This window comes from Janthinobacterium aestuarii, from assembly GCF_046113285.1.
Lineage (GTDB): Bacteria > Pseudomonadota > Gammaproteobacteria > Burkholderiales > Burkholderiaceae_D > Janthinobacterium.
The window spans coordinates 1,079,272-1,101,424 of record NZ_CP142524.1; the positions used below are offsets into that span (position 1 = coordinate 1,079,272).

Genomic DNA, 22,153 nt, shown 5'->3' on the forward strand with positions numbered 1-22,153 from the left:
GCATCGGCGCCTATGGCATCCTTCAGCCCGTCTGCACGGGGAAAAATCCGTGTAAGCTGGCGCCATGACGACTGTTTCCATCCCCCATACCGATGTGGCCGGCGAGCCATTCCCTGCAGCACGTTTCATCAAAGAAATAGGACGCGGCAAGAACGGCGCGCGCAGCATGACGCGCGACGATGCTCGCGCCCTGTACCGCGCCATGCTCGAGGGCCGCGTGTCGGACCTGGAACTGGGCGGCATTTTGTTGTCGATGCGCATCAAGGGCGAGTCCGTGGACGAGATCGCCGGCTTCCTCGACGCTGCCGAAGCCTCGTTCGTCCCGCTGGCCGCGCCGGCCGGCGAGTTCGCGCCCATCATCATTCCCAGCTACAACGGCGCGCGCAAGATGGCGAACCTGACGGCCTTGCTGGCGCTGCTGCTGGCGCGCGCGGGCGCACCCGTGCTCGTGCATGGCGTGACCAGCGACCCGGGCCGCATCACGACGGCCGAGGTGCTGGCCGCGCTGGGCGTGCCCGCCTCGCTCGACCATGCGCAAGCCGAGGCCGCCATGGCGCGCGGCGAAGCGGCCTTCCTGCCGATCGAGGCGCTGGCGCCGCGCCTGGCGCACATGCTGTCGCTGCGGCGCGTGCTGGGCGTGCGCAATTCCACGCATACCCTCGTGAAAATCATGCAGCCGTTCGCCGTTCCCGCCCTGCGCCTGGTGTCGTACACGCATCCCGAATACCTGGAAATGCTCGGTGAATATTTCCTGACTGCCTGCGATCCCGCGCGCGGCGACGCCTTCCTGATGCGCGGCACGGAAGGCGAAACGGTGGCCAACGCCAACAAGGCGCAGCAGATCGACTGGTTCCACGACGGCGAGCGCACGGTGCTGGTGGAAAAGCAGTTGCTGGTCGAAGAGTTGCCGCATTTGCCGGCCGAGCGCGATGCGGCCACCACGGCGGCCTGGATCGCGGCCGTGCTGCGCGGCGAGGTGCCCGTGCCGCCGTCAATCGCCGAACAGGTGGAGCAATGCTTGACGACATCGCGGCAGATTGCGGCACGGCCGCGCTAGCCGCGCCGCCGCAGTTTACAATGGCGTCTTTGTAATCAGCGGTGACCGGAATTCTTATGGCAAAACAATTTGATGTGGCAGTGATCGGCGCGGGCGCGGCCGGCATGATGTGTGCGGCTGTTGCCGCCCAGCAAGGCAAGCGCGTGGTGTTGATCGATCACGCGGCCAAGCTGGCCGAAAAGATCCGCATCTCGGGTGGTGGACGTTGTAATTTCACTAATATCAACGCCACCCCGCAAAATTTCCTTTCGGAAAATCCGCATTTCTGCAAGAGCGCGCTGTCGCGCTACACGCCGCAGGATTTCCTCGCGCTGGTGAAAAAATACCGGATCGGATACCACGAAAAGCACAAGGGCCAGCAATTCTGCAATGAATCGGCCGAGCAGATCATCGACATGCTCAAGGACGAGTGCGCCGCCGGCGGCGTGCACTGGCGCATGCCATGCAAGATCGACAATGTTGTCCAGCAAGCGGACGGCGGCTTCGTGCTGCAGACGGACAGCGGCGACATCGAGACGGCCAGCATCGTCATCGCCACGGGCGGCCTGTCGATCCCGAAGATCGGCGCCACCGACTTTGCCTACCGCATCGCCAAGCAATTCGACCTGGCGATGGTCGAGCCGCGTCCGGCCCTGGTGCCGCTGACGTTCGACCCGGCCAGTTGGGCGCCGTTCGCGGAATTGTCCGGCATCGCGCTGGAAGTCGATGTGGAAACGGGCAGCCTGAAAGGCCGCAAGGCCACGGGCGCGCGTTTTCGCGAAGATTTGCTGTTCACCCATCGCGGTCTGTCCGGTCCGGCGATTTTGCAGATTTCCAGCTACTGGCTGCCGGGCGAACCCATCGTCATCAACCTGCTGCCGGAAGTGGACGTCGCGCAGACCTTGATCGAAGGCAAGGGCACCCTGAAGAAGCAGCTGGGCAATATCGTCGCGCAATGGCTGCCGCAGCGCCTGGCGGACTGTTTGCTGGCCGTCAATGGCCTGGCGCCGGATGCGCGCATCGCCGACATGCCCGACGCGCAGCTGCGCAAGCTGGGCCAGGCCATCAATGCCTGGTCCATCGTGCCCAACGGCTCCGAAGGCTACCGCAAGGCGGAAGTGACGCGCGGCGGCATCGACACGCGCGAGCTGTCGCAGCAGACCATGATGGCCAATAAGGTGCCGGGCCTGTATTTCATCGGCGAATCGGTCGACGTGACGGGCTGGCTGGGCGGCTACAACTTCCAGTGGGCCTGGGCTTCCGGCGTGGCGGCAGGTATTGCCTTGCAGTAAGCAAGTCTGTAGGATGGGGTTCTGGCGCCCGGTGCGCCGCCCCCGGTGCGTGGTTTACGCCACATTCCGCCAGTGACTGCAGGCCGCATGCCGCACGCAAGTGGGGAGGGGCTTCCCTTTCGCAATAAAAGCTGCTACTATCTATCTCTTCCTATACACCACCTCAACGGTTTGAATTTTACATGACCACTATTCGCCTTAAAGAAAACGAGCCGTTCGAAGTCGCAATGCGTCGCTTCAAACGCACCATCGAAAAAACGGGTCTGCTGACCGAATTGCGCGCACGCGAATTCTACGAAAAGCCAACAGCTGAGCGCAAGCGCAAGCTGGCAGCTGCTGTCAAGCGTCATTACAAACGCATCCGCAGCCAACAACTGCCGAAAAAATTATTCTAAGACTGTTCAGTCAGAACCAACCCGGGTAGTTCGGCGCATTGTTCGCCACGGGTTTTGTTTTGATTCGCCTGGAGTGATACTTCAGATGAGTCGCATACCCGCTCCGGTTCGCCGCAGCGGGTTTTCGCTTTTGTGGCCCGTACTTGTTTCTGGCCGCGCACGAGCACCGTTCCCATACTGACCAACGAGGATTGCCATGAGCTTGAAAGAACAAATTACCGAAGACATGAAAAACGCCATGCGCGCCAAGGAAGCGGGCAAGCTGGGCACGATTCGCCTGTTGCTGGCGGAAATCAAGCGCAAGGAAGTCGACGAGCGCATCGAGTTGACGGATGCCCACGTGACGGCCATCGTGGAAAAGATGATCAAGCAGCGCAAGGATTCGATCACCCAGTTCGAAGCCGGTGGCCGCGCCGACCTGGCCGACATCGAAAAAGCCGAGCTGGTGCACCTGATCGGCTACATGCCTGCCGGCCTGTCGGATGAAGAAGTGGCGGCCGAAGTGGCTGCCGCCGTGGCCGCCTCGGGCGCCGCCGGTCCGCAAGACATGGGCAAGGTCATGGCCATCGTCAAGCCGAAGCTGGCCGGCCGCGCCGACATGACCGTGGTCTCCGCCCTGGTCAAGAAAGCCTTGACGCCAGCCGCGTAAGCAACAATAGTAGCAAAGGCTGCCAGCCGTCGCGCTGGCAGCCTGTTAACAGCCCACACGTTGACCTGGCTCAACCTCCGGCCACGTGCGGTAGTATAGTCTGACCTATAACAAGACCCGCCCTCGCCAGTGATACCTCAATCCTTCATTTCCGATTTGCTCAACCGCGTCGATATCGTCGATGTCGTGGGCCGCTATGTGCAACTGAAAAAAGGCGGCGCCAATTTCATGGGCTTGTGCCCGTTCCACAGTGAAAAATCGCCCAGCTTTACCGTCAGCCCCACCAAGCAGTTCTATCACTGCTTCGGCTGCGGAGCGCATGGCACCTCGATCGGCTTCCTGATCGAGTACTCGGGCATGGGCTTTGTCGATGCCGTCAAGGACCTGGCGCAAAACGTGGGCATGGTCGTGCCGGAAGCGGACGACAAGATCCCGCCTGCCCAGCGCGCGCAGATCCAGGCGCAAAGCCTGGCCCTGTCCGACGCCATGACGCAGGCCTGCGATTATTACCGCGGGCAATTGCGCCACGCGCCGGAAGCCATCGCCTACCTCAAAAACCGGGGGTTGACGGGCGAAGTGGCCGCTCGCTTCGGCATGGGTTTCGCACCGGGCGGCTGGGATAACCTGCGTTCCGTCTTCCCCGACTACGACGTGGTAGCCCTGGCCGAGGCCGGTCTCGTGATCGACAAGGTTGATGAAGTAGGCAACAACCGCAAGCGCTACGACCGTTTCCGCGAACGCATCATGTTTCCGATTCGCAATACCAAGGGCCAGGTCATCGCCTTTGGCGGCCGCGTGCTCGACCATGGCGAGCCGAAATACCTGAATTCCCCGGAAACCCCCTTGTTTTCCAAGGGTTTCGAACTATATGGGCTGTTCGAGGCGCGCCAGGCCATCCGCGACGCCGGCTACGTGCTGGTGACGGAAGGGTATATGGACGTGGTGGCGCTGGCGCAGATGGGTTTCCCGCAAGCGGTGGCCACCCTGGGCACGGCGTGCACGCCCACCCACGTGCAGAAACTGCTGCGCCAGACCGATAACGTGATTTTCAGCTTCGATGGCGACAAGGCCGGCCGCCGCGCGGCGCGCCGCGCGCTGGAAGCGAGTTTGGCCCACGTGTCGGATAACAAGACGATCAAATTCCTGTTCTTGCCGTCGGAACACGATCCGGACAGCTATATCCGCGAATTCGGCGCCGAAGGTTTTGAGCAGCAAGTGCATGAAGCGATGCCGCTGTCGCAATTCTTGCTGAAAGAAGTGTCGGGCGAGCATGATTTGTCGGAACCGGAAGGGCGCGCCCGCGTGCAGTTCGACGCCAAGCCCCTGCTGCAGCTGATGGCGCCGTCGTCCCTGCGCCTGCAGATCGTGCGCGGCCTGGCGCAGTTGACGCAGTCCACACCGGCCGAGATCGAAGCCCTGTTCGAGCTGGCCAAACCCGTTGCCGTGGCGCACCGCGCGCCGCCGAAATCGGGCCGTCCCGTGCCCGTGGGCCTGGAATTGAAGATCATGCGCATGCTGGTGGCGCATCCGCCCTTGACCCTGCGCATCGACGAGGCGGCCCTGACCGCCTTCCAGCACCTGGGCCCGGATGCGGCGCACAGCCTGGGGCAACTGGTGGCTGTGGGCCAGGCGCTGGGCGAGCACGGCAGTTTTGCCGCGCTGGCGCAGCAGTTGAAGGAGCTGGGCAGCGAATACGACGAGATCATCGGCGAGATCGCGGCCGGCACGGAATCCGATTACGACAGTGAATTGTCGTGGCTGGTGAGCACCATCCGCGAGATCAAACTGAATGCCTTGAAGGCGGAATTGCAGCAATTGTTTGCGTCGGGTTTGCCATCGGAGAAAATTGGTGTACGCTACCGCGAAATCATGCAGGAGCAAGGCGAGCTGGAACGCGAGCGCGATGCCGAGTTGGTGAATCGCTAACCTTGCCCTGAGGGTATGTCGCGCACTGGAAAAACATTTTTCGCGTGCTATAATTAAATGCTAAGTATTGTGTGCTTTGGCAAGCTAGTTCTGTTTCGTAAATAGTATTTGTTTTCAGTAAGTTAGGCTCTTGATCGGCGCGGTGGATCGTGTCGGCAGCCAGGGCCAACTGGCGCTTTCGGCGTTGCGGGCAAGGCTCGCAGACGCTGGCAAGCCGCGCCAGGCTCTCGCTCCCAACGCGGTCGATGCAGGAATTTTTGCCGAGGCGGCTGGCAACAGCCGGTGGACAGGAATTGCTGCGCTTCCCGCGGATCGTGGCCGATGAGGTGTAAGTAACGTAACAGTGTCGAATTTGCGTAGTCGGCAGGTTCGAAGATGGTGGTTCCCGCAGGTAGACAGGGAACTGGCAGCAAACTTTATCCTAATCCACCGTAAAGCAAGTCGTTGTGTAATCGAAAGCGCCTGTGCCAATCAAGAAACCCGAATCCAAAGCGGCTGCAAAGCCCACTAAAGTTACCACGAAAGCCGAAAAGGCGCTCGACCGGCCAGAAGCGCGCGTGACCAGCGCGCCCGTGGTCAGCCAGACCACCGACGCCGCTACCCTGGCGGCCATCGATACGTCCGGTTATGTCTTGCCGTCGGTAAAAGTGCCAGGCCGCCGCGGCCGCAAGCCCAAAGAATTCCAGCCAGAAAATGATGAAGTCGCCGCCCTGAACGCCGTCGAGCGGGCCGAACTGAAGGCCGTCGACAAGGCCAAGGCCAAGGACCGCAAGGCGAAAGAGCGCGCGCTGCTGAAGGATGCGTTCTCGTCCGACACGGAAGCGAGCGAGGAAGAACTCGAGCGCCGGCGCCAGAAACTCAAGACCCTGATCAAGTTCGGCAAGGAACGCGGTTTCCTCACGTATGCGGAAATCAACGATCACTTGCCCGAAAACATTGTCGATCCGGAAGCCATCGAAGGCATCATTGGTACCTTCAATGACATGGGCATCGCCGTCTACGAACACGCGCCCGATGCGGAAACCTTGTTGTTGTCCGATAACGTTGCCGTCGTCACCAGCGATGACGAGGCGGAAGCGGCGGCCGAGGCCGCATTGTCGACCGTTGATTCCGATTTCGGCCGCACCACCGACCCCGTGCGCATGTACATGCGCGAGATGGGCTCGGTCGAGTTGCTGACGCGCGAAGGCGAGATCGAGATTGCCAAGCGCATCGAAGATGGCTTGAAGGACATGATCCAGGCCATTTCCGCCTGTCCCGTGACGATCGCCGAGATCATCGCCGCCGCCGACCGCATCGCCAACGAAGAGATCAAGATCGACGAAATCGTCGACGGCCTCGTCGATGAGAACGAACCGGTCGCCGCCGCTCCTGTCGTGTCCGCTCCCGTCGAAGAAGACGAGGAAGAAGGCGAAGCGGAAGAAGAGGAAGAGGAAGAAGAGGAAGAAGCGAGCGCTTCGGGCGCCGCCGGCTTCTCGGCTGAGCAGCTGGAAACCCTGAAACGCACGGCGCTGGAAAAATTTGCCGTCATTTCGCAGCAGTTCGACAAGATGCGCCGCGCCTTCGAAAAAGAAGGCTACAACTCCAAGCCCTACGCTAAGGCGCAGGAAGCCATTTCGCAAGAGTTGCTGGGCATCCGCTTCACGGCCAAGGTCGTGGAAAAGCTGTGCGACACCCTGCGCGGCCAGGTGGATGAGGTGCGCCATATCGAGAAACAGATCCTCGACGTGGCCGTGAACCGCTGCGGCATGCCGCGCGCCCACTTCATCAAGGTCTTCCCGGGCAATGAAACCAACCTCGACTGGGTCGATGGCGAAGTCAACGCAGGACACGCGTACAGCGCCATCCTGGGCCGCAACATTCCGACCGTCAAGGAACTGCAGCAGCGCCTGATCGACCTGCAGGCGCGCGTCGTCTTGCCGCTGCCGGACTTGCGCAACATCAACCGTCAGATGGCGGCCGGTGAAATGAAGGCGCGCAAGGCCAAGCGCGAAATGACGGAGGCCAACTTACGCCTGGTCATTTCGATCGCCAAGAAATACACGAACCGGGGCCTGCAATTCCTCGATTTGATCCAGGAAGGCAATATCGGCCTGATGAAGGCCGTCGACAAGTTCGAGTACCGCCGCGGCTACAAGTTCTCGACGTATGCGACCTGGTGGATCCGTCAGGCCATCACGCGCTCGATCGCCGACCAGGCGCGCACGATCCGCATTCCCGTGCACATGATCGAGACGATTAACAAGATGAATCGTATCTCGCGCCAGATCCTGCAGGAAACGGGCGCGGAGCCCGATCCGGCCACCCTGGCGATCAAGATGGAGATGCCCGAGGACAAGATCCGCAAGATCATGAAAATCGCCAAGGAACCGATTTCGATGGAAACACCGATCGGCGACGACGACGATTCGCACCTGGGCGACTTCATCGAGGACAACAACACCCTGGCCCCGGCCGACGCAGCGCTGCACGCCTCCATGCGGGGCGTGGTCAAGGACGTGCTCGATTCCCTGACGCCACGCGAAGCCAAAGTGCTGCGCATGCGTTTCGGCATCGAAATGTCCACCGACCACACCCTGGAAGAAGTGGGCAAGCAATTTGACGTGACGCGCGAGCGCATCCGCCAGATCGAAGCCAAGGCGCTGCGCAAGCTGCGCCACCCATCGCGCTCCGACAAGCTGAAAAGCTTCTTGGAAGGCAACTAGAAGCCAATAGGGCTTGACGTACGCCCCTGATACCCCTATCCTCGCGTGTCCGTTTCCAAAACGGCCGCGCGAGGCGGGTTTTCAACAGCGCCGCCAAGCCGCAGTCCCCGGGCCTCTAGCTCATGCTTGGTTAGAGCAGCGGACTCATAATCCGTTGGTGCCGTGTTCGACTCACGGGAGGCCCACCAGAATTTGTAGCAATAGAATTAGCCCCGGCGGGTAACTGCTGGGGCTTTTTTTATGCGCGACAATCACCGCAAGGTTTGCTATTCGGACAGACTAGCTGGCTTTTTCACTAATTTCATCTTTATTTCGGTACGGAGTACATAAGAGGCGTTGCGTACTTTGCCTGCCGTTCAATTTTGTATTTGCAATTGAGTACGCCGCAGGTCATCACCGTTTTTCAATACGGTTATGGTTGTGCTTGTGTATGAATTGCGGACGTGACCCTGCCAGATGTTATTATTTGCAATTAAGTACGCTACAGGTCATTATCGTTGTTCAATGCGGCTATGGTTGGGCTTGTGTCTGAATGGCGGATCTGACCCTGCCACACAATGACAACTCGCTGGCTATGAGGGGCTGGGGATTGTTTGCCAGCATGCTAATTTTTCACCTGGTCATCTAGCTTAATGCGTGTCAAAATTGGCATTGTTGATGCTTGGAAATTAATTTAGCGTGAATAAAAAATCTAGTAGAAATTTTTACGCAATTCTTATTAAAGGGAAATAATAAATGACTAATTCATTAGATAGCGAACTTTTGGCTGCAGAGCAGGCAATGTCTACTGACTCCTATTCAATGTCTATTGGGGAGCTGATTTCTTCTTATGTCGGAGGTGAAATTGAAGTTAACCCTGCATTTCAGCGTTTTTTTCGTTGGACAGACTTTCAGAAGTCGCGGCTGATTGAGTCGTTTTTGTTGGGATTGCCGGTCCCGCCGATATTTGTTTATCAAAGAACATCGGGGCACTGGGAACTGATTGATGGATTGCAACGTGTTTCCACTATCCTACAGTTCGTAGGGGAATTAAAAAATAAGAGCGGGGATTTAATTGACCCGTTAACTTTGACTGAAACAAAATACATGCCATCGTTGAAAGGTATGATATGGAAAGAAACGCCAGATAACTTAAAAGTTCTTCCAGATGCATTGAAATTGAAATTTCGAAAAGCTCGTATTGACGTTAAGATAATAATGCCGAAAAGTGCAGAGTTGAGTAAGTACGAATTGTTTGATAGGTTGAATACTGGTGGAAGTCAAGCAACGTCGGCAGAAGTAAGAAATTGTTTAATATTGATGAAGGATGCTTCTTTCTTCGAATGGTTGAGTGATTTGGTTGACCATCCATCATTTGTTAATTCAATTCCTCTTACTGAAAGAGCAGAGGCGGAGCAATATCGAATAGAGTTACTTGTAAGATTTCTGATTTTGCAAGATACATCGGTCGAGGAAGCTAAAGCAATCCCTGATTTGGAAACATATTTGAATGATAAAATTCTGGAGATGGCATCAAATCCTAACTTGGACAGAAAAGAAATTGCAGATAAATTTCGAAAAACATTCGACTTGTTGTTTAATATTTTTGACGAAGGATCATTCAGGCGTCTAAATATTGCCAAAGGTGCGCATGTTGGGCCATTCTTACTTGCGGCTTTCGAGGTAATTGCTATGGGCGTCGCCAAAAACTTGGATAACGTGGTTGCGAAGGGGGATGTTTGGTTAGAAGAAAGAATCAAGCAACTTTGGGAGAAAGAATTAATTGTTAAAAGTATCGGTCTAAGTTCATCGCGCCGTTTGGGGCAAACTATACCCCTTGGCCGGAGTCATTTTCAGTGAAAATTCGTACACTTGATGAGCTTAGCCAGCGATTAGCTGAGTCAATCAGCTGGCGAAAACATGAACTTCAAAATCTAAGTTCGTTTTTCAAAGATAATAAAAAACCGCTAATTCCATTGGTGAAAGGAGCATTGCTTCTTACTTATGCACATTGGGAGGGTGGTATAAAAGATATGTCACAGTGTTACCTTTTGTTTGTTGAGAAACAAAAGTGTTTGCGCAAAGATTTGCAGCCGTGTTTTCTAGCGTTAGCATCGATTGCTGCAATAAAGACGGCTGCTCCATCTAAAAGCCTTTTGCCATATCTGCAAGCTGTGGACTATGTTTTAAACTCAAATGAGCATCGATATTCTTTGCCAAATATTCAACTAATTGACACAGAGAGTAATTTATCTACGAAAGTTTTTCGCAATATTTTGATGTGCGTCGGACTCGATGATCGATGGTCTTCTTTTGAGCTGAAACAACGTACCATTGATGTTGCGCTTTTAAAGGTACGCAACGAGATCGCTCATACAGGGCGTACGGACAGAGATGAGATCGATCTTGCGGATTTACTACATAATGTAATGGAGCTTCTCGAAACGTTCAAGACTGAAGTTGAGAATGCAGCCGCCATTAAAAGATATCGGCTAGATTGGAATGTAAGAGAAATTTTGCCTGGAACTCCGAAGTAATGAATCACTGAGTCGAAAAATCACAGAGACACAATACTTCTATGTGGTTTGTATTGTTGTGTATGATGCATTAATTTACTGACGAATTTGAGAGCAAGGTCGAGCATGTGTCTCATAATCCATTGGTGCCGTGTTCGACTCACGTGAGGCCCACCAGAATTTGCAGCAATAGAACAAGCCCCGACAGGTGACTGCCGGGGCTTTTTTCGTGCTGTCGTACAATCGCGGCATTGCGATTTATCGAGGATGAAACGAGATGACGGCTGAAGTGAAGATTGACGATATCGTGGTGGGCAACGGCAAGGCGGCGGCGCGTGGCGCGCTGGTCACGGCCCATTACCGGGGCTGGCTGGACGATGGCACGGAGTTTGATTCGTCGCACAAGCGGGGCGAGCCTTTTCGCTGTGTGTTGAGCAATAACAAGGTCATCCAGGGTTGGATTCTGGGTTTGCACGGCATGCAGGTTGGCGGCACGCGCAAGCTGTGGGTGCCGGCGGCGCTGGCGTATGGCGAGCGGCAGGTGGGTTTGATACCGCCGAACTCCAATTTGATCTTCGAGATCGAATTGCTGGAAGTGCTGACGCGCGATTGATCGCTTGACGCGCAATCAGGTGGGCAGGGCGCTTGCCTACACTCTACGCGAACAGCGGCGTGTTTTCGTGCCGCTGCCCGCATATCCAGGCGGTGCGCTTGTGGAAGATCAAGCCTGTTTCAAGTTGACCTGCATCATCTCCAGCGCTGGCACGACGTCGTGCAGGCTGGCCACTTCACAGGTGGGGATGGCGGCCGAGGTGTTGGCCATGCCGTCCGGGTTGAACCAGCAGCTGGCTATGCCGTAGCGGTTGGCGCCCAGGATGTCGGCGTCCAGGCGGTCGCCGATGATGATGGTCGTTTCCTTGCTGAACGCGCGCGCCATGTTGGCCGCGTAGTCGAAGAAGCGCACGTCCGGCTTGGCGTGGCCGCACGCTTCGGAGGTGGCGACGAAGGAAATGTAGTCGCCCAGGCCGGATGCGGCGATGCGGCGGTTCTGGATGGCGTCGACGCCGTTGGTGATGATGCCCACTTCGCCGATGCGCGACAGCGTTTCGCACACCTGTTTTGCACCATCGATGAGCACGACCGTGTCCGGCAGCGATTCCAGATACAGGCGGCTGGCCAGTTCCGGGTCGATGGCGATGCCGTTCAGTGCGAACGTCTTGCGGAAGCGCTCCACCTTCAGGAAATCCTTGCTCACCTCACCCGTCTCGAAACGTTTCCACAGGTCGACGTTGATCGCCTGGTACTGGGAAAACAGTCCGTCGATGCCGTCACGCAAACCCAGTTCGTGCATGGTGTGCAGAAACGAGCGTTTTTCGGACGCCCGGAAGTCGAGCAGGGTATCGTCGAGGTCAAACAGGAATAGCTGGTAGGTCATGGTAAGTATTGAAAGCGTGGAACTTGTCTTGCATCGTAGCACGTAGCGCTGAGTTCGGTTGGCCGTGCCCTGTGCGGGCGATCCGCTACAATCGCTGCCAGACCCGTCACTTTCACTTCATTGCCTCCCATGACCCAGCTCTCCGTCAACGTCAATAAAATCGCCCTGCTGCGCAATTCGCGCGGCCGCAATTTCCCGGACCTGCTCGCGTTTTCCGCGCGCTTTCTCGACCTGGGCGCCGCCGGCATTACCCTGCACCCGCGCCCGGACCAGCGCCATGCGCGCTACGATGATGTTGCCCCGTTGCAGCGCTTGTGCGCGGAACGGGGACGCGAACTCAACGTGGAGGGCTATCCGGCGGCGGAATTTCTGCAGGTCGTGAAAGACGCGCGCCCGGCGCAATGCACCTTGGTGCCCGATATGCCGGGCCAGCTGACGTCCGATCACGGCTGGGACATCGAACGGCATGCGGCGCTGTTGCGTCCCGTCATTGCGGAATTGAATGACCTGGGCATCCGCGTCAGCCTGTTCGTCGATGCCGACTATCCGGCGCTGGAATGGGCGCGCGAGGTGGGCGCGGCGCGGGTCGAGCTGTACACGGAACGGTTTGCCGAGAGTTATGGCGGCGGGCAGGCCGAGGCCGTGTTTGACACGTATCGGCAGGCGGCGCGGCGGGCGCAGGCGCTGGGGCTGGGCGTGAATGCGGGGCACGACCTCGATTTGCACAACCTGGCGCGCTTCCTGGACATTCCCGGCATCCTGGAAGTGTCGATCGGCCACGCGCTGGTGGTCGAATGCATCGAGCAGGGCATGGACAAGGTGCTGGGACGCTACCTTGAGATATGTCAATCGTAGGGCTGCCGCACATCGAACGCGCTTGCCGCTTGCTGACCTTGCTTACCAGTCATTTCTGAATGGATTTTTGCATGTTTGACGCAACTGCGGGGAGTGGCTTGAGGAGTGGTATTGAGCGCACTATTTGCACTGAAAACTGACTATTTTCGTTTGCTGTGTAATGGCTGCAACGCACTGTTTGACGCCTGGCAAAGCCATGCGCAGGTAGCGTTCGGTACCGGCATACAGGCAGTCCACCTGAAACAGATACTCAGGTGCATCAAAATTGATGTCCCAGCGTTGATGCAAGGTGCCGTTGCGTGTCCATTCCTTGTCCGGGGCCAGGATAGGCAACGCTTCGCCAGCTGCTGGCGGCTGATCCGCCGGATAGGACAGCACGCGTACGCCATCGAGTTTGCTGGCCGGCAGGTTCCAGCTTGAGGGAGGCGCTTGCGGGCAAGAAACGGACGCAATGGGGGCTGCGGCAACTGGCCGCATCGCCGCGGCAGCGATGACCAATGTCGCCAGTGCGAGCGGCTTCATTCCACTACCGAATAGAGTTCGGGACGATTCGATGCCCCCGCCGCCGAACGGCCGAAGTAGATCACGCGGGCGGCTGGGCTTGTGGTTACGCCACTGGTCGAAAATTGCTATGCCGCCAGGCACCTGGCGGATGAACAGCGCCGCATGATTGCCCTGCCGCAGATTCTGATAGCGGCCGTTGACGAAGGTGGCAATCACTGTACCTTTCGCGATACCGCCTTGTTCCAGCAGATCCGGCACCTTGTCTCCTTCGCGCCAAAGCGATGAGGCACGGGCGCCGGTGAGGTGCCTGACCAGGGTAACGCACTCGCCATTTCCCACGAACTCTTTTTGCTTCGCATAATCGGCACGCGCAATGTAGGGCATAGCGTTGCTCTCTGTGGCTGACGACAGGGGGAGCGTATGCAAGGCGCGGGCAAGCAGCTTGATGTGTGCCAGAGCAATACAGAACATTGACATGTGTCATGGCCCCGCCTGGTGCACGGACAACCTTACATATCCACCCACCAGTTGAGCAAGGTTTCATCATCGTCGTCATCGAGGTTGACGTAGATATTGGCGAAGTACCATTCCACGCCCGTTGCTTCTCGGAAGGCGTCGAAGGGACCGTTGACATTGTAGATGCCGTGGTGTCCCGGCACGCTGAAGGTGAGGTTGCCCTTGTACTGGCCATCCAGGGTGCCGCCCAGCTGGCTTTGCACGTCGCGCTCGAGCTGGTCCACTGCTGCTTGCGGCACATCGTCGGCGTAGATCTGGATGCAGAAGTTGCCGCCGCGCTTTAAGACTTCGGCGGGGGCGAGCGGGTTGGCGATGTTGACGATGTCGCCGCGCGCCAGGTTCAGGGTCAGGCCGGGCGAGGCCAGCAGTTCGTAGACGTGTTCGTCGATCTGGCGCGCGGGCAGGGTTTCATACACGGGACCGCTGGTGTTTTCGCCTGCCAATACGCGGATGTGCGGCAAGCCTTCGCAATTGATGTCTTCCATTTATTCTTTCATAGTGCCGGCGCAATGCGCCGCAGGACGCCAGGTAGGGGTATATGGCAATATTGTACCGGCTAGGTGTTTGCTGGCGGGGTATGCAACGGTGCAGACGGGGAAACGCAATCGGGAATGCCGTGCCGGCAGGTGGTTGTTTATGTGGCCTGTGCGGTTCGAAGTGCCAGTTATGCGCCCTTGTCGCAATGCTTGGCCTGCGGCGTTTCAAGAACACGGAATATGCAAAAGGCACGCCGCAGCGTGCCTCGATATCATGCCAGGCGGGTTGGCCTCAGCTTAGAAGCGGTAGCTGGCACTGATGCGCAGCACTGGATACGCCTTGAAATCCTTGACCTTGTCGGACAGTTTTTCGTTTTCAGCGGCAACGTCCGTTTTCAGGGCGGCACAGACCAGCGGGTCGCAGCCGGTATTGTGCAGCGAGGTTTTCGGCGAACCCTGGAACAATACGCCGATGTCGCTGGAAATGCTCCAGCCGGCCTCTTTCACCGGGTTGCCCCAGCCGATGCCGATGTAGGGTGCGACCTTGCGGAAATCGATGGTACCGTCCAGCTGGCCAGCGCTGGCCGCCGTATAAGTGTTGCCGTTCAATGTGTAGCTGCCGCTTTTGTTCGGCTTGCCTTTGGCATCGATTTTATTGCCGTTGTACACGACGCCGGCGCTCACGCGGAACGCGCCGTCCATGGGGAAGTAGTCGAGCAAGGCGTCGAAGGTGCGCAGCTTGAGTTTCAGCTTGTAGTCGACGTCTTCGGTGCTGGAGTCGTAGGAGTAATTCAGGAAGCCGACGCCAAAACGGGCATTCAGATTCGATTGCAGCGGCACGCTCAGGTGGGCGCCGACGCCAGTCGTACCCAGGTCGGCGGCGATGGCGATTTCTGCCTGGGCTTGGCTTGCGCAGAACATGCCTGCCAGCAGGGCGGCGATCAGGTATTGCTGTTTCATGCTTACTGACTCCAGTCGTTGATCTAATTATGTACGCGATAAATTACCCAATTGAAACCAAAGTTTCAATTGGGTAATTTCAACGAGAATAATAGAGGCTGGATTGTTGCCAAGCAAGACGAAGTGGCAAATGGTGCTACAAAGGTGTTGCTTTCCTGCCGCATCAGCTTGCGACGTGGCTTAATTGTGTGCGCTGATGCCGCTGCGGAATTGTTCGAAACCGGCGCGTGCGGCTTTATAGCAATTGCCGGCGGCCGCTTCCAGGCCTTCGCGGTCGAGCACTTCGACCGTGCCGCGACGGTACTGGATCAGGCCTTCGTCCTGCAGCTTGCGCGCCGTGACGGTGACGCTTTCGCGGCGCACCCCCAGCATGTTGGCCATGGTGTCTTGCGTGACCTTCAGTTCGTTCGACAGGGAACGGTCGAGGCGGTCCAGCAGCCAGCGGCACAGTTTTTGTTCGATGCTGCAATGACGCCCGCCCACCACATTCTGCGCCATTTGCGCAAACATGGCGCTGGTGTAGCGCATCAGCAATTGCGCCAGCGCGCCGCCTTCGTTGAACACTTCGCGCAGGAAGGCGGTTTTCAGGCGGTAGCCGTAGCCTGCCGTCTGTACGATGGCGGTGCAGGTGGCGCGCTCGGCTTCGTACAGCACCACGCCAGCCACGCCTTCGCGGCCGATGACGGCGATCTCGGTGGTGGCGCCGTCTTCCATCACATACAGCAGGGAAACGATGGCGTTGGTGGGGAAATACGTGTATTCAATCTTGCCGCCGCAATCGAACAGGTGCTTGCCGGCAGGCAAAGCGACCAATTCCAGCTGGCAAAACAGGCGCTCCAGATCGGCGCGCGACAAGGCGCGCAGCAATTCGTTCTGTTGGGCGCCCGTGATGCTGATCATGGGTGTGGCCGGAGCGGCTTGCCAGTTGTGCTGGGCGGCTGCGTGGCTATTCGTTGCTGGTGTCAGGTTGCTATAAGCTTTGTACATGGTAGGGCCTCGTCTTCTGATTTTGTTGGATGGCGCTGCTTTTCTGGCTTGCTAGCGTTGTGCTGAATCTTGTATCCACTATAGAACCAGGGGGCACTGACGGGCATCGGATGAGCCGACGTGCTTATGTAGGCTAGGAACATTGCCCCGTGTCATCCAACTCCTACGCCTGCTCTTCATTTTCCCGTTTGGAAACAATCGTGTTTGGACAAAAATGCGGCGCGCTGCCCGCTACACCTGAACTTTGGCCGCATGCCGCGATCAAACCACTCTGCGCTGCAGTGCGTCGGTGATAAAATGTTGCCTTGTGGAAATTTAACCGGCGTTTCGGTATGAGCCGCCGCATTACCTGCGCCGTGTTGGTGCGCGCCTGTCTTGTCCCGTTTACCTGTTAATGAAGGAACGCAACGCATGAAATGGTTTTTTGATCTGAAAATTGCCACCAAGCTGATCTTGTCGTTTGGCGCCGTGCTGCTGCTGACGGCCGCGCTGGGCGTGTCGGCGATCTTTTCCATGGCGCGCATCAATACCGCGTCGACGGACCTGTCCGACAACTGGATGCCCAGCGTGCTGGCGGCCATGTCCATGCGCAGCGATGTCAGCGATTTCCGCCGCTGGGAACTGGCGCACATGCTGGCCGCGCAGGATGCCGACATGGCGCAGAACGAAACGCGCATGACGGAAACCCAGGCCAGGCTGAAGGCCGATGCCGACAAGTACCGCGGCCTGATTTCCGAACCGGGCGAGAAGGACGTGTTCGAGCGCTTCCTGGCACTCAACGATGAATTCATGCGCCTGCACGCAACCATGCTGAGCCTGTCGCGCGAGATGAAAAAGGAAGAGGCGCGCGCGCTGGCCGTGGGACCGTCGGCCCAGGTCATGACGGACATGATGGCGGCGCTCGATAAACTGGTGGCGATTAACACGGACGGCGGCGTGCGCTCGAGCGCCAGCGCCGACGCAACCTATGCGGCCTCGCGCGCCAGCCTGATCGCCTTGGTGGCGGGCATCGTCATCATCGGCATGCTGCTGGCGCTGTGGGTGGCGCGCAGCGTGGCGCGTCCGCTGATCGAGGCCGTCGGCGTGGCGCGCCGGGTGGCGGCTGGCGACTTGACGGCGCATATCGTTGTGCGATCGCAAGACGAAACGGGGCAATTGATGCAAGCCCTGAAAGACATGAATGCCAGCCTGCAAAACCTGGTGGGCCAGGTACGCGGCGGCACCGATACCATCGCCACGGCGTCGAGCCAGATCGCGGCCGGCAACCAGGATCTGTCGTCGCGCACGGAAGAGCAGGCCAGTTCGCTGGAAGAAACGGCTTCGTCGATGGAAGAGCTGACCTCGACCGTGAAGCAGAACGCGGACAATGCGCGCCAGGCCAACACCATGGCGCAGACCTCGTCGAGCATCGCCATCGAGGGCGGCAAGGTGGTCAGCGAGGTGGTGGGGACGATGGCGTCGATCAATGCCTCGTCGCGCAAGATCGTCGACATCATCGCCGTTATCGACGGGATTGCTTTCCAGACCAATATCCTGGCCCTGAATGCGGCCGTCGAGGCGGCGCGCGCAGGCGAGCAGGGGCGCGGCTTTGCCGTCGTCGCCACGGAAGTGCGCAACCTGGCGCAACGCTCGGCCGCGGCGGCCAAGGATATCAAGGTGCTGATCGGCGATTCGGTCGAGAAAGTCGAGGCGGGCTCGAAACTGGTGGATCAGGCGGGCCGCACGATGGATGACATCGTTGCCAGCATCACCCGCGTGACGGACATCATGAGCGAGATCACGGCCGCCAGCAGCGAGCAGAGCGCCGGTATCGAGCAGGTTAACCAGGCCATCACCCAGATGGACCAGGTGACGCAGCAAAATGCGGCCCTGGTGGAAGAGGCTGCCGCGGCGGCCGAGTCGATGCAGGAGCAGGCCGCCAGCCTGAGCGAGGTGGTCAGCATCTTCAAGCTCGATGCGGCCAGCGCCGCCGCAAACCGGCCGCGTGCGCCTGTCAAGGCTGTCAAGGCGTCGGCAGCCGTGACGCCGGCACCGGCGCCGCGTCAACTGGCCAGCACGGCGCGCCGCGCGGCGCCGGTGGATGAGTGGGAAAGCTTTTAATTGAATTAAGTTAAGCGCGCTTGCGCGGCTTCCTGACGCTCTGGGTGGCGGGCGCGGCAGCGGCTTGCTGGCGCTGTTGCCACGCCCTCAGGGCATCTTCGTAGGCGGCCAGGTCTTCCTGGTACATTTCCAGTACGCAAAAAGTGCAGCCGCTGTGGCAGCACTCGTCATTGCCCGGTTTGCTGGGCGGCTGCGGTTGCGGATCGTGGGATAAAGGCGGGGTGGGCATGGTAAGGGCAGGGACGGCGGAGCTGGCATCGGAGCCGGCATGATACGGCATCCCGGAGGTCTATTGCTGGAACGCTTTTTGCTCAAAAATCACGGTTTCCGTGTACAGTTGCGGTGAATTAGGGTATCGTTTACAGCACTGATATTGTATCTTCTGCGCGCGATGTTCCGCCGGCGCGATCTCCGCCGCCATCGCAGCACATCTCTTCGACGCTCCCGCATACGCCATACAGCATGTCCCGGAGCACGGAGGTGCCGCAAGAACAATGATCCATGGCTTGCAAGACGGAGCTGCCTGTGCCCCGAAATGTTGTTTATTGAGAAAGCATGGCTTCCGCAGTGCGGAGGCACACCAGAAAATTTATGTCTGAAACCGAATCGACTCCTACGCCCAGCCCGGCGATTGCCCCTGAAGCGGCGCCCGTCGCCGCTGCGCCTGCGCCTGCACCTGCACCTGCACCTGCCGCATCCGCTGCTCCCAGCCTGACTTTTGCCGACTTTGGCCTTGCGCCTGAAATCCAGCGCGCCTTGACCGACCAGGGTTACACCCATCCGACACCGATCCAGGAACAAGCGATCCCCGTGGTGCTGCAAGGCCGCGATGTGATGGGCGCCGCGCAAACGGGCACCGGCAAGACGGCCGGTTTTTCCTTGCCGATCATCCAGTTGCTGATGGCGCACGCCAGCAGCAGCATGTCGCCGGCGCGCCACCCGGTGCGCGCACTGATCCTCACGCCGACGCGTGAGCTGGCGGTGCAGGTGGCCGAAAACGTCAAGGCCTACGCCAAGCACACGCCGCTGCGCTCGACCGTCGTCTTCGGCGGCATGGATATGAAGCCGCAAACCGTCATCCTGCGCGGCGGCGTGGAAATCGTCATCGCCACGCCGGGCCGCCTGCTCGACCATATCGAGCAAAAGAACATCAGCCTGAGCCAGGTGCAGATGCTGGTCATGGATGAGGCCGACCGCATGCTGGACATGGGTTTCCTGCCGGACTTGCAGCGCATCATCAACTTGTTGCCGAAACAGCGCCAGAACCTGATGTTCTCGGCCACGTTCTCGCCAGAAATCAAGAAGCTGGCCGCCACCTTCCTCAACGATCCGCTGACGATCGAAGTGGCGCGCAGCAACCAGACGGCCGACAAGGTCACGCAAGTGGTCTACAAGGTGACGGAAGACCAGAAGCATGCCCTGGTCGCCCATCTGCTGCGCCAGCGCGACCTGAAGCAGGTCATCGTATTCTCGAACACCAAGATCGGCGCTTCGCGCCTGGCCCGCGTGCTGGAGCAGGAAGGCATGAGCGCCACGGCGATTCATGGCGACAAGAGCCAGCAGGAACGCATGGCGGCGCTGGAGGCGTTCAAGAAGGGCGAGATCGACGTGCTGGTGGCGACCGACGTGGCGGCGCGCGGCCTGGATATTTCCGACCTGCCTTGCGTCATCAACTTCGACTTGCCGTACAACGCGGAAGACTATGTGCACCGTATCGGCCGCACGGGCCGCGCCGGCGCCTCGGGCGACGCCATTTCGATCTACTCGGATAAGGACGAGCGCTTGCTGGCCGATATCGAGAAACTCATCAAGCAAAGCATCAAGCGCGGCGAATTGACGGGCTTCAACCCGGCGCCCGCCCGCAGCGGCGACAGCGAGCGCCGTCCGCCACGCCGCAGCGAAGGTGGCGAGGCACGCCCGGCGCGCGCCCCCGAGAGCCGCCATGCCGGCGATAGCCGCGACAGCCGCTCCGCGGAGCGCGGTGCGCGTCCCGCTTTTGGTCCCGGCGCACGCCGCGAAAAGGCTGATCCCTGGTTCCTCAAGCCATATGAGCCGGCCAAGGCCGCAGCCCCGGCTGCCGCCAGCATGGCGCCTACTGCGGCCAAGCCGAAGCAGAAAGTGGCGGCATTGCTGGGTGGTTTGCTGAAGCAATAAGGAGCATCGCCAGAAAACAGCGTTTGCTGGCGTACCATGCAATTGCCAGAAAACGTTCCGACGCCACTCTGTTGTAGACGTGGCGGCGTCATGATTGTCCTGGCAGCGGTATTGACTTGCGCGCCATCGCATCAGGTATTTTCATGCCGATGCGATGGCGCGTTTTTTATTTTGGTGCGCACTGGATGTTGCTGAATGGCAGGAAAGCGGAGTGGTACGCCAGTGGCTTTTAATCAAGCAGCGTTTGAGGGCGCTTGTTTGCCAGTTCGGCAGGCCGGACTGGGTAATCTTGCGGCAGATAAATACCATACTGCCGACATCACATCGTTAGTTGGCTAACTGCTCGCGGTTCGCTAACCACCATTGCCGTCCCAATGCAATCAGGCAGCCGAGAAAGAGTCCGAGCAAGGCACTTACCACCAGGGCCGTTGACAATCGTGTAGTGCGGTTTTCGGGCAAACTCGGGCCGGCGATGAAGCGGCTTTTTTCCAGATACAAATTGAGCGAGTTCTGATTGTCGATTGTGATTTTGTTGTACACTTCCTTGACCAGTTCGTCATTCAGGTCTTTGGATTTGAATGCGTGTTCCTTGCTCGCTTCCAGTGCGCGTAGCACTGCCTCGCCTGACTTGTTGGCGTCGAGTGTCGCTTTGGCACTATCGTAGTAATCACGCAATAACAGATATTGTTGCTGTTCCCGTTTAGCCTGATAAATGGCTTCTTGCGCCGCACTGGCCTCGACCTCGGCACTCATCAGTTGCGTTACTGGCGACAGGTAACGTGAGTTTTCATCCGTCACGGTGACGACTTGCGATGTATTTTGCACTTCGGCCTTCGGGTGGCGTGCAACGATTTGTTTGAGGTCGTTGATGCGCCTGCTGTATTCCGCCAGTTTCTGCTTGCTGCCAATGATGTCATTGTCAAGCTTGGTGATTTTTGCGGTAATTTCCAGATGCTTGAAGCGCAGCGAATCCGTATAAATCAGATAAACAATTGTGTCCATGGTGTAACGGCCCAGCAGGGCGACGATACGTTGCGCCTCTTCCGGGGTACTGGCTTCGTAGCTGATGCGTAAACCGATCACATTATTGCTGTTCTCTTTCGGTTGCTCCATCAAGTCCTTGGCATCGAGTTTGGTGAAAGGGAAAATGGGTTCGATGATGGCGTTCAGGTTTTTTTCGCTGGTGATGTTCTTGCGCAGAGTAGCGATCCCGGGAGCATTTTCGAGTTTGACGGCCTGTACAAAGTCATCGAAGCGGCCGCGACTGCCAAATGCTGCTGAATAGCGCTTGTAGTCGCTGAGCTGAATGCCGAAGCCTGCATCCTTGACGTCTTTTGTCCTTGCCGTTTTTTCTGGTTGCAAGGGGATGGGGCCGCCAAATTGCAGGAATCCGTCACTCTTATACTTGGCCCAATACACGGTGCTGCTCACGCCCAGTGCGATGGAGGCCACTGTCATGCCGATAATCATGCGACGCGCGTGCCACAGCGTGCTCAGAAGCTCGGTTGGGGAAATCAGCGCGCCATCCTGTTTGCTCGTGCGTTGAGTGAATTTTTCCTGCGTTTCCATATGGTTTCTCAAATTGTGTGTGGATGAATAATATGCCCGAAGGAGCCAAGCAGGCTACTCACTAGGCGGCCGGCTTGGTACTTCTACCAGGCCTGCGTT

19 protein-coding genes and 1 tRNA gene are annotated in these 22,153 nt (G+C 58.3%); 13 read left to right on the forward strand and 7 right to left on the reverse strand.

The window, feature by feature from the left end:
- Window positions 1–64 precede the first annotated feature (64 nt).
- From ybiB to OX462_RS04920, 10 genes are all read left to right on the forward strand, one after another.
- Window positions 65–1,057: a DNA-binding protein YbiB gene (gene ybiB / locus OX462_RS04875; protein ID WP_409027905.1), complete on the forward strand. Its 993-nt coding sequence runs from the start codon at window positions 65–67 to the stop codon at window positions 1,055–1,057.
- A 56-nt stretch (window positions 1,058–1,113) separates the two neighbouring features.
- The gene (locus tag OX462_RS04880; protein WP_409027906.1) at window positions 1,114–2,328 is read left to right on the forward strand and encodes a BaiN/RdsA family NAD(P)/FAD-dependent oxidoreductase; all 1,215 of its coding nucleotides are present in this window, start codon (window positions 1,114–1,116) and stop codon (window positions 2,326–2,328) included.
- Between the two features lie 182 nt (window positions 2,329–2,510).
- Complete coding sequence (gene rpsU, locus OX462_RS04885) at window positions 2,511–2,723, forward strand: 30S ribosomal protein S21 (RefSeq protein ID WP_008451879.1); 213 nt, start codon at window positions 2,511–2,513, stop codon at window positions 2,721–2,723.
- Between the two features lie 196 nt (window positions 2,724–2,919).
- Window positions 2,920–3,372, forward strand: a complete 453-nt coding sequence (locus OX462_RS04890) for a GatB/YqeY domain-containing protein (protein ID WP_070287781.1) — start codon at window positions 2,920–2,922, stop codon at window positions 3,370–3,372.
- A gap of 129 nt (window positions 3,373–3,501) precedes the next feature.
- Window positions 3,502–5,298: a DNA primase gene (gene dnaG / locus OX462_RS04895; protein ID WP_409027907.1), complete on the forward strand. Its 1,797-nt coding sequence runs from the start codon at window positions 3,502–3,504 to the stop codon at window positions 5,296–5,298.
- Between the two features lie 464 nt (window positions 5,299–5,762).
- Window positions 5,763–8,003, forward strand: coding sequence for an RNA polymerase sigma factor RpoD (gene rpoD, locus OX462_RS04900; RefSeq protein ID WP_070287785.1), 2,241 nt, complete (start codon window positions 5,763–5,765; stop codon window positions 8,001–8,003).
- 109 nt (window positions 8,004–8,112) lie between these two features.
- A tRNA-Ile gene (locus OX462_RS04905) sits at window positions 8,113–8,191 on the forward strand.
- Between the two features lie 547 nt (window positions 8,192–8,738).
- The gene (locus OX462_RS04910; protein WP_409027908.1) at window positions 8,739–9,842 is read left to right on the forward strand and encodes a GmrSD restriction endonuclease domain-containing protein; all 1,104 of its coding nucleotides are present in this window, start codon (window positions 8,739–8,741) and stop codon (window positions 9,840–9,842) included.
- Window positions 9,839–10,519, forward strand: a complete 681-nt coding sequence (locus tag OX462_RS04915) for an MAE_28990/MAE_18760 family HEPN-like nuclease (protein WP_409027909.1) — start codon at window positions 9,839–9,841, stop codon at window positions 10,517–10,519. Before OX462_RS04910 ends, OX462_RS04915 begins: the two co-directional genes overlap by 4 nt.
- Window positions 10,520–10,775: 256 nt before the next feature.
- Complete coding sequence (locus OX462_RS04920) at window positions 10,776–11,111, forward strand: FKBP-type peptidyl-prolyl cis-trans isomerase (protein ID WP_409027910.1); 336 nt, start codon at window positions 10,776–10,778, stop codon at window positions 11,109–11,111.
- A gap of 108 nt (window positions 11,112–11,219) precedes the next feature.
- On the opposite strand, the gene OX462_RS04925 is transcribed toward OX462_RS04920, so the two are convergent.
- The gene (locus OX462_RS04925) at window positions 11,220–11,933 is read right to left on the reverse strand and encodes a YjjG family noncanonical pyrimidine nucleotidase (RefSeq protein WP_070224350.1); all 714 of its coding nucleotides are present in this window, start codon (window positions 11,931–11,933) and stop codon (window positions 11,220–11,222) included.
- 129 nt (window positions 11,934–12,062) lie between these two features.
- On the opposite strand from OX462_RS04925, the gene OX462_RS04930 reads away from it, so the two are divergent.
- Complete coding sequence (locus OX462_RS04930) at window positions 12,063–12,788, forward strand: pyridoxine 5'-phosphate synthase (protein ID WP_409027911.1); 726 nt, start codon at window positions 12,063–12,065, stop codon at window positions 12,786–12,788.
- Window positions 12,789–12,908: 120 nt separating this feature from the next.
- Here the strand turns inward: OX462_RS04930 and OX462_RS04935 are convergent, their stop codons facing one another.
- The 4 genes from OX462_RS04935 to OX462_RS04950 form a co-directional block, all read right to left on the reverse strand.
- Entirely contained in the window at window positions 12,909–13,676 is a 768-nt protein-coding gene (locus tag OX462_RS04935) for a BPSL0067 family protein (protein ID WP_409027912.1), read from the reverse strand.
- A 125-nt stretch (window positions 13,677–13,801) separates the two neighbouring features.
- Window positions 13,802–14,293 (reverse strand): DUF4265 domain-containing protein, encoded by a 492-nt coding sequence (locus OX462_RS04940; protein ID WP_070287796.1) that lies wholly within the window; start codon window positions 14,291–14,293, stop codon window positions 13,802–13,804.
- 288 nt (window positions 14,294–14,581) lie between these two features.
- A complete protein-coding gene (locus OX462_RS04945; protein ID WP_175444717.1) occupies window positions 14,582–15,244 on the reverse strand; it encodes a hypothetical protein in 663 nt (220 codons plus the stop codon).
- Window positions 15,245–15,424: 180 nt separating this feature from the next.
- Window positions 15,425–16,144: a Crp/Fnr family transcriptional regulator gene (locus OX462_RS04950; RefSeq protein ID WP_035828139.1), complete on the reverse strand. Its 720-nt coding sequence runs from the start codon at window positions 16,142–16,144 to the stop codon at window positions 15,425–15,427.
- Between the two features lie 498 nt (window positions 16,145–16,642).
- Between OX462_RS04950 and OX462_RS04955 the strand changes: the two genes are divergently transcribed.
- Window positions 16,643–18,331 (forward strand): methyl-accepting chemotaxis protein, encoded by a 1,689-nt coding sequence (locus OX462_RS04955; protein ID WP_409027913.1) that lies wholly within the window; start codon window positions 16,643–16,645, stop codon window positions 18,329–18,331.
- Between the two features lie 10 nt (window positions 18,332–18,341).
- Here OX462_RS04955 and OX462_RS04960 read toward each other — a convergent pair whose 3' ends face one another.
- Window positions 18,342–18,560, reverse strand: a complete 219-nt coding sequence (locus OX462_RS04960) for an oxidoreductase-like domain-containing protein (RefSeq protein ID WP_070224406.1) — start codon at window positions 18,558–18,560, stop codon at window positions 18,342–18,344.
- A 362-nt stretch (window positions 18,561–18,922) separates the two neighbouring features.
- Here OX462_RS04960 and OX462_RS04965 point away from each other — a divergent pair, with 362 nt between their 5' ends.
- Complete coding sequence (locus OX462_RS04965) at window positions 18,923–20,485, forward strand: DEAD/DEAH box helicase (protein ID WP_409027914.1); 1,563 nt, start codon at window positions 18,923–18,925, stop codon at window positions 20,483–20,485.
- A gap of 327 nt (window positions 20,486–20,812) precedes the next feature.
- Here the strand turns inward: OX462_RS04965 and OX462_RS04970 are convergent, their stop codons facing one another.
- A complete protein-coding gene (locus OX462_RS04970; RefSeq protein WP_070224358.1) occupies window positions 20,813–22,054 on the reverse strand; it encodes a GumC domain-containing protein in 1,242 nt (413 codons plus the stop codon).
- Between the last annotated feature and the right edge of the window lie 99 nt (window positions 22,055–22,153).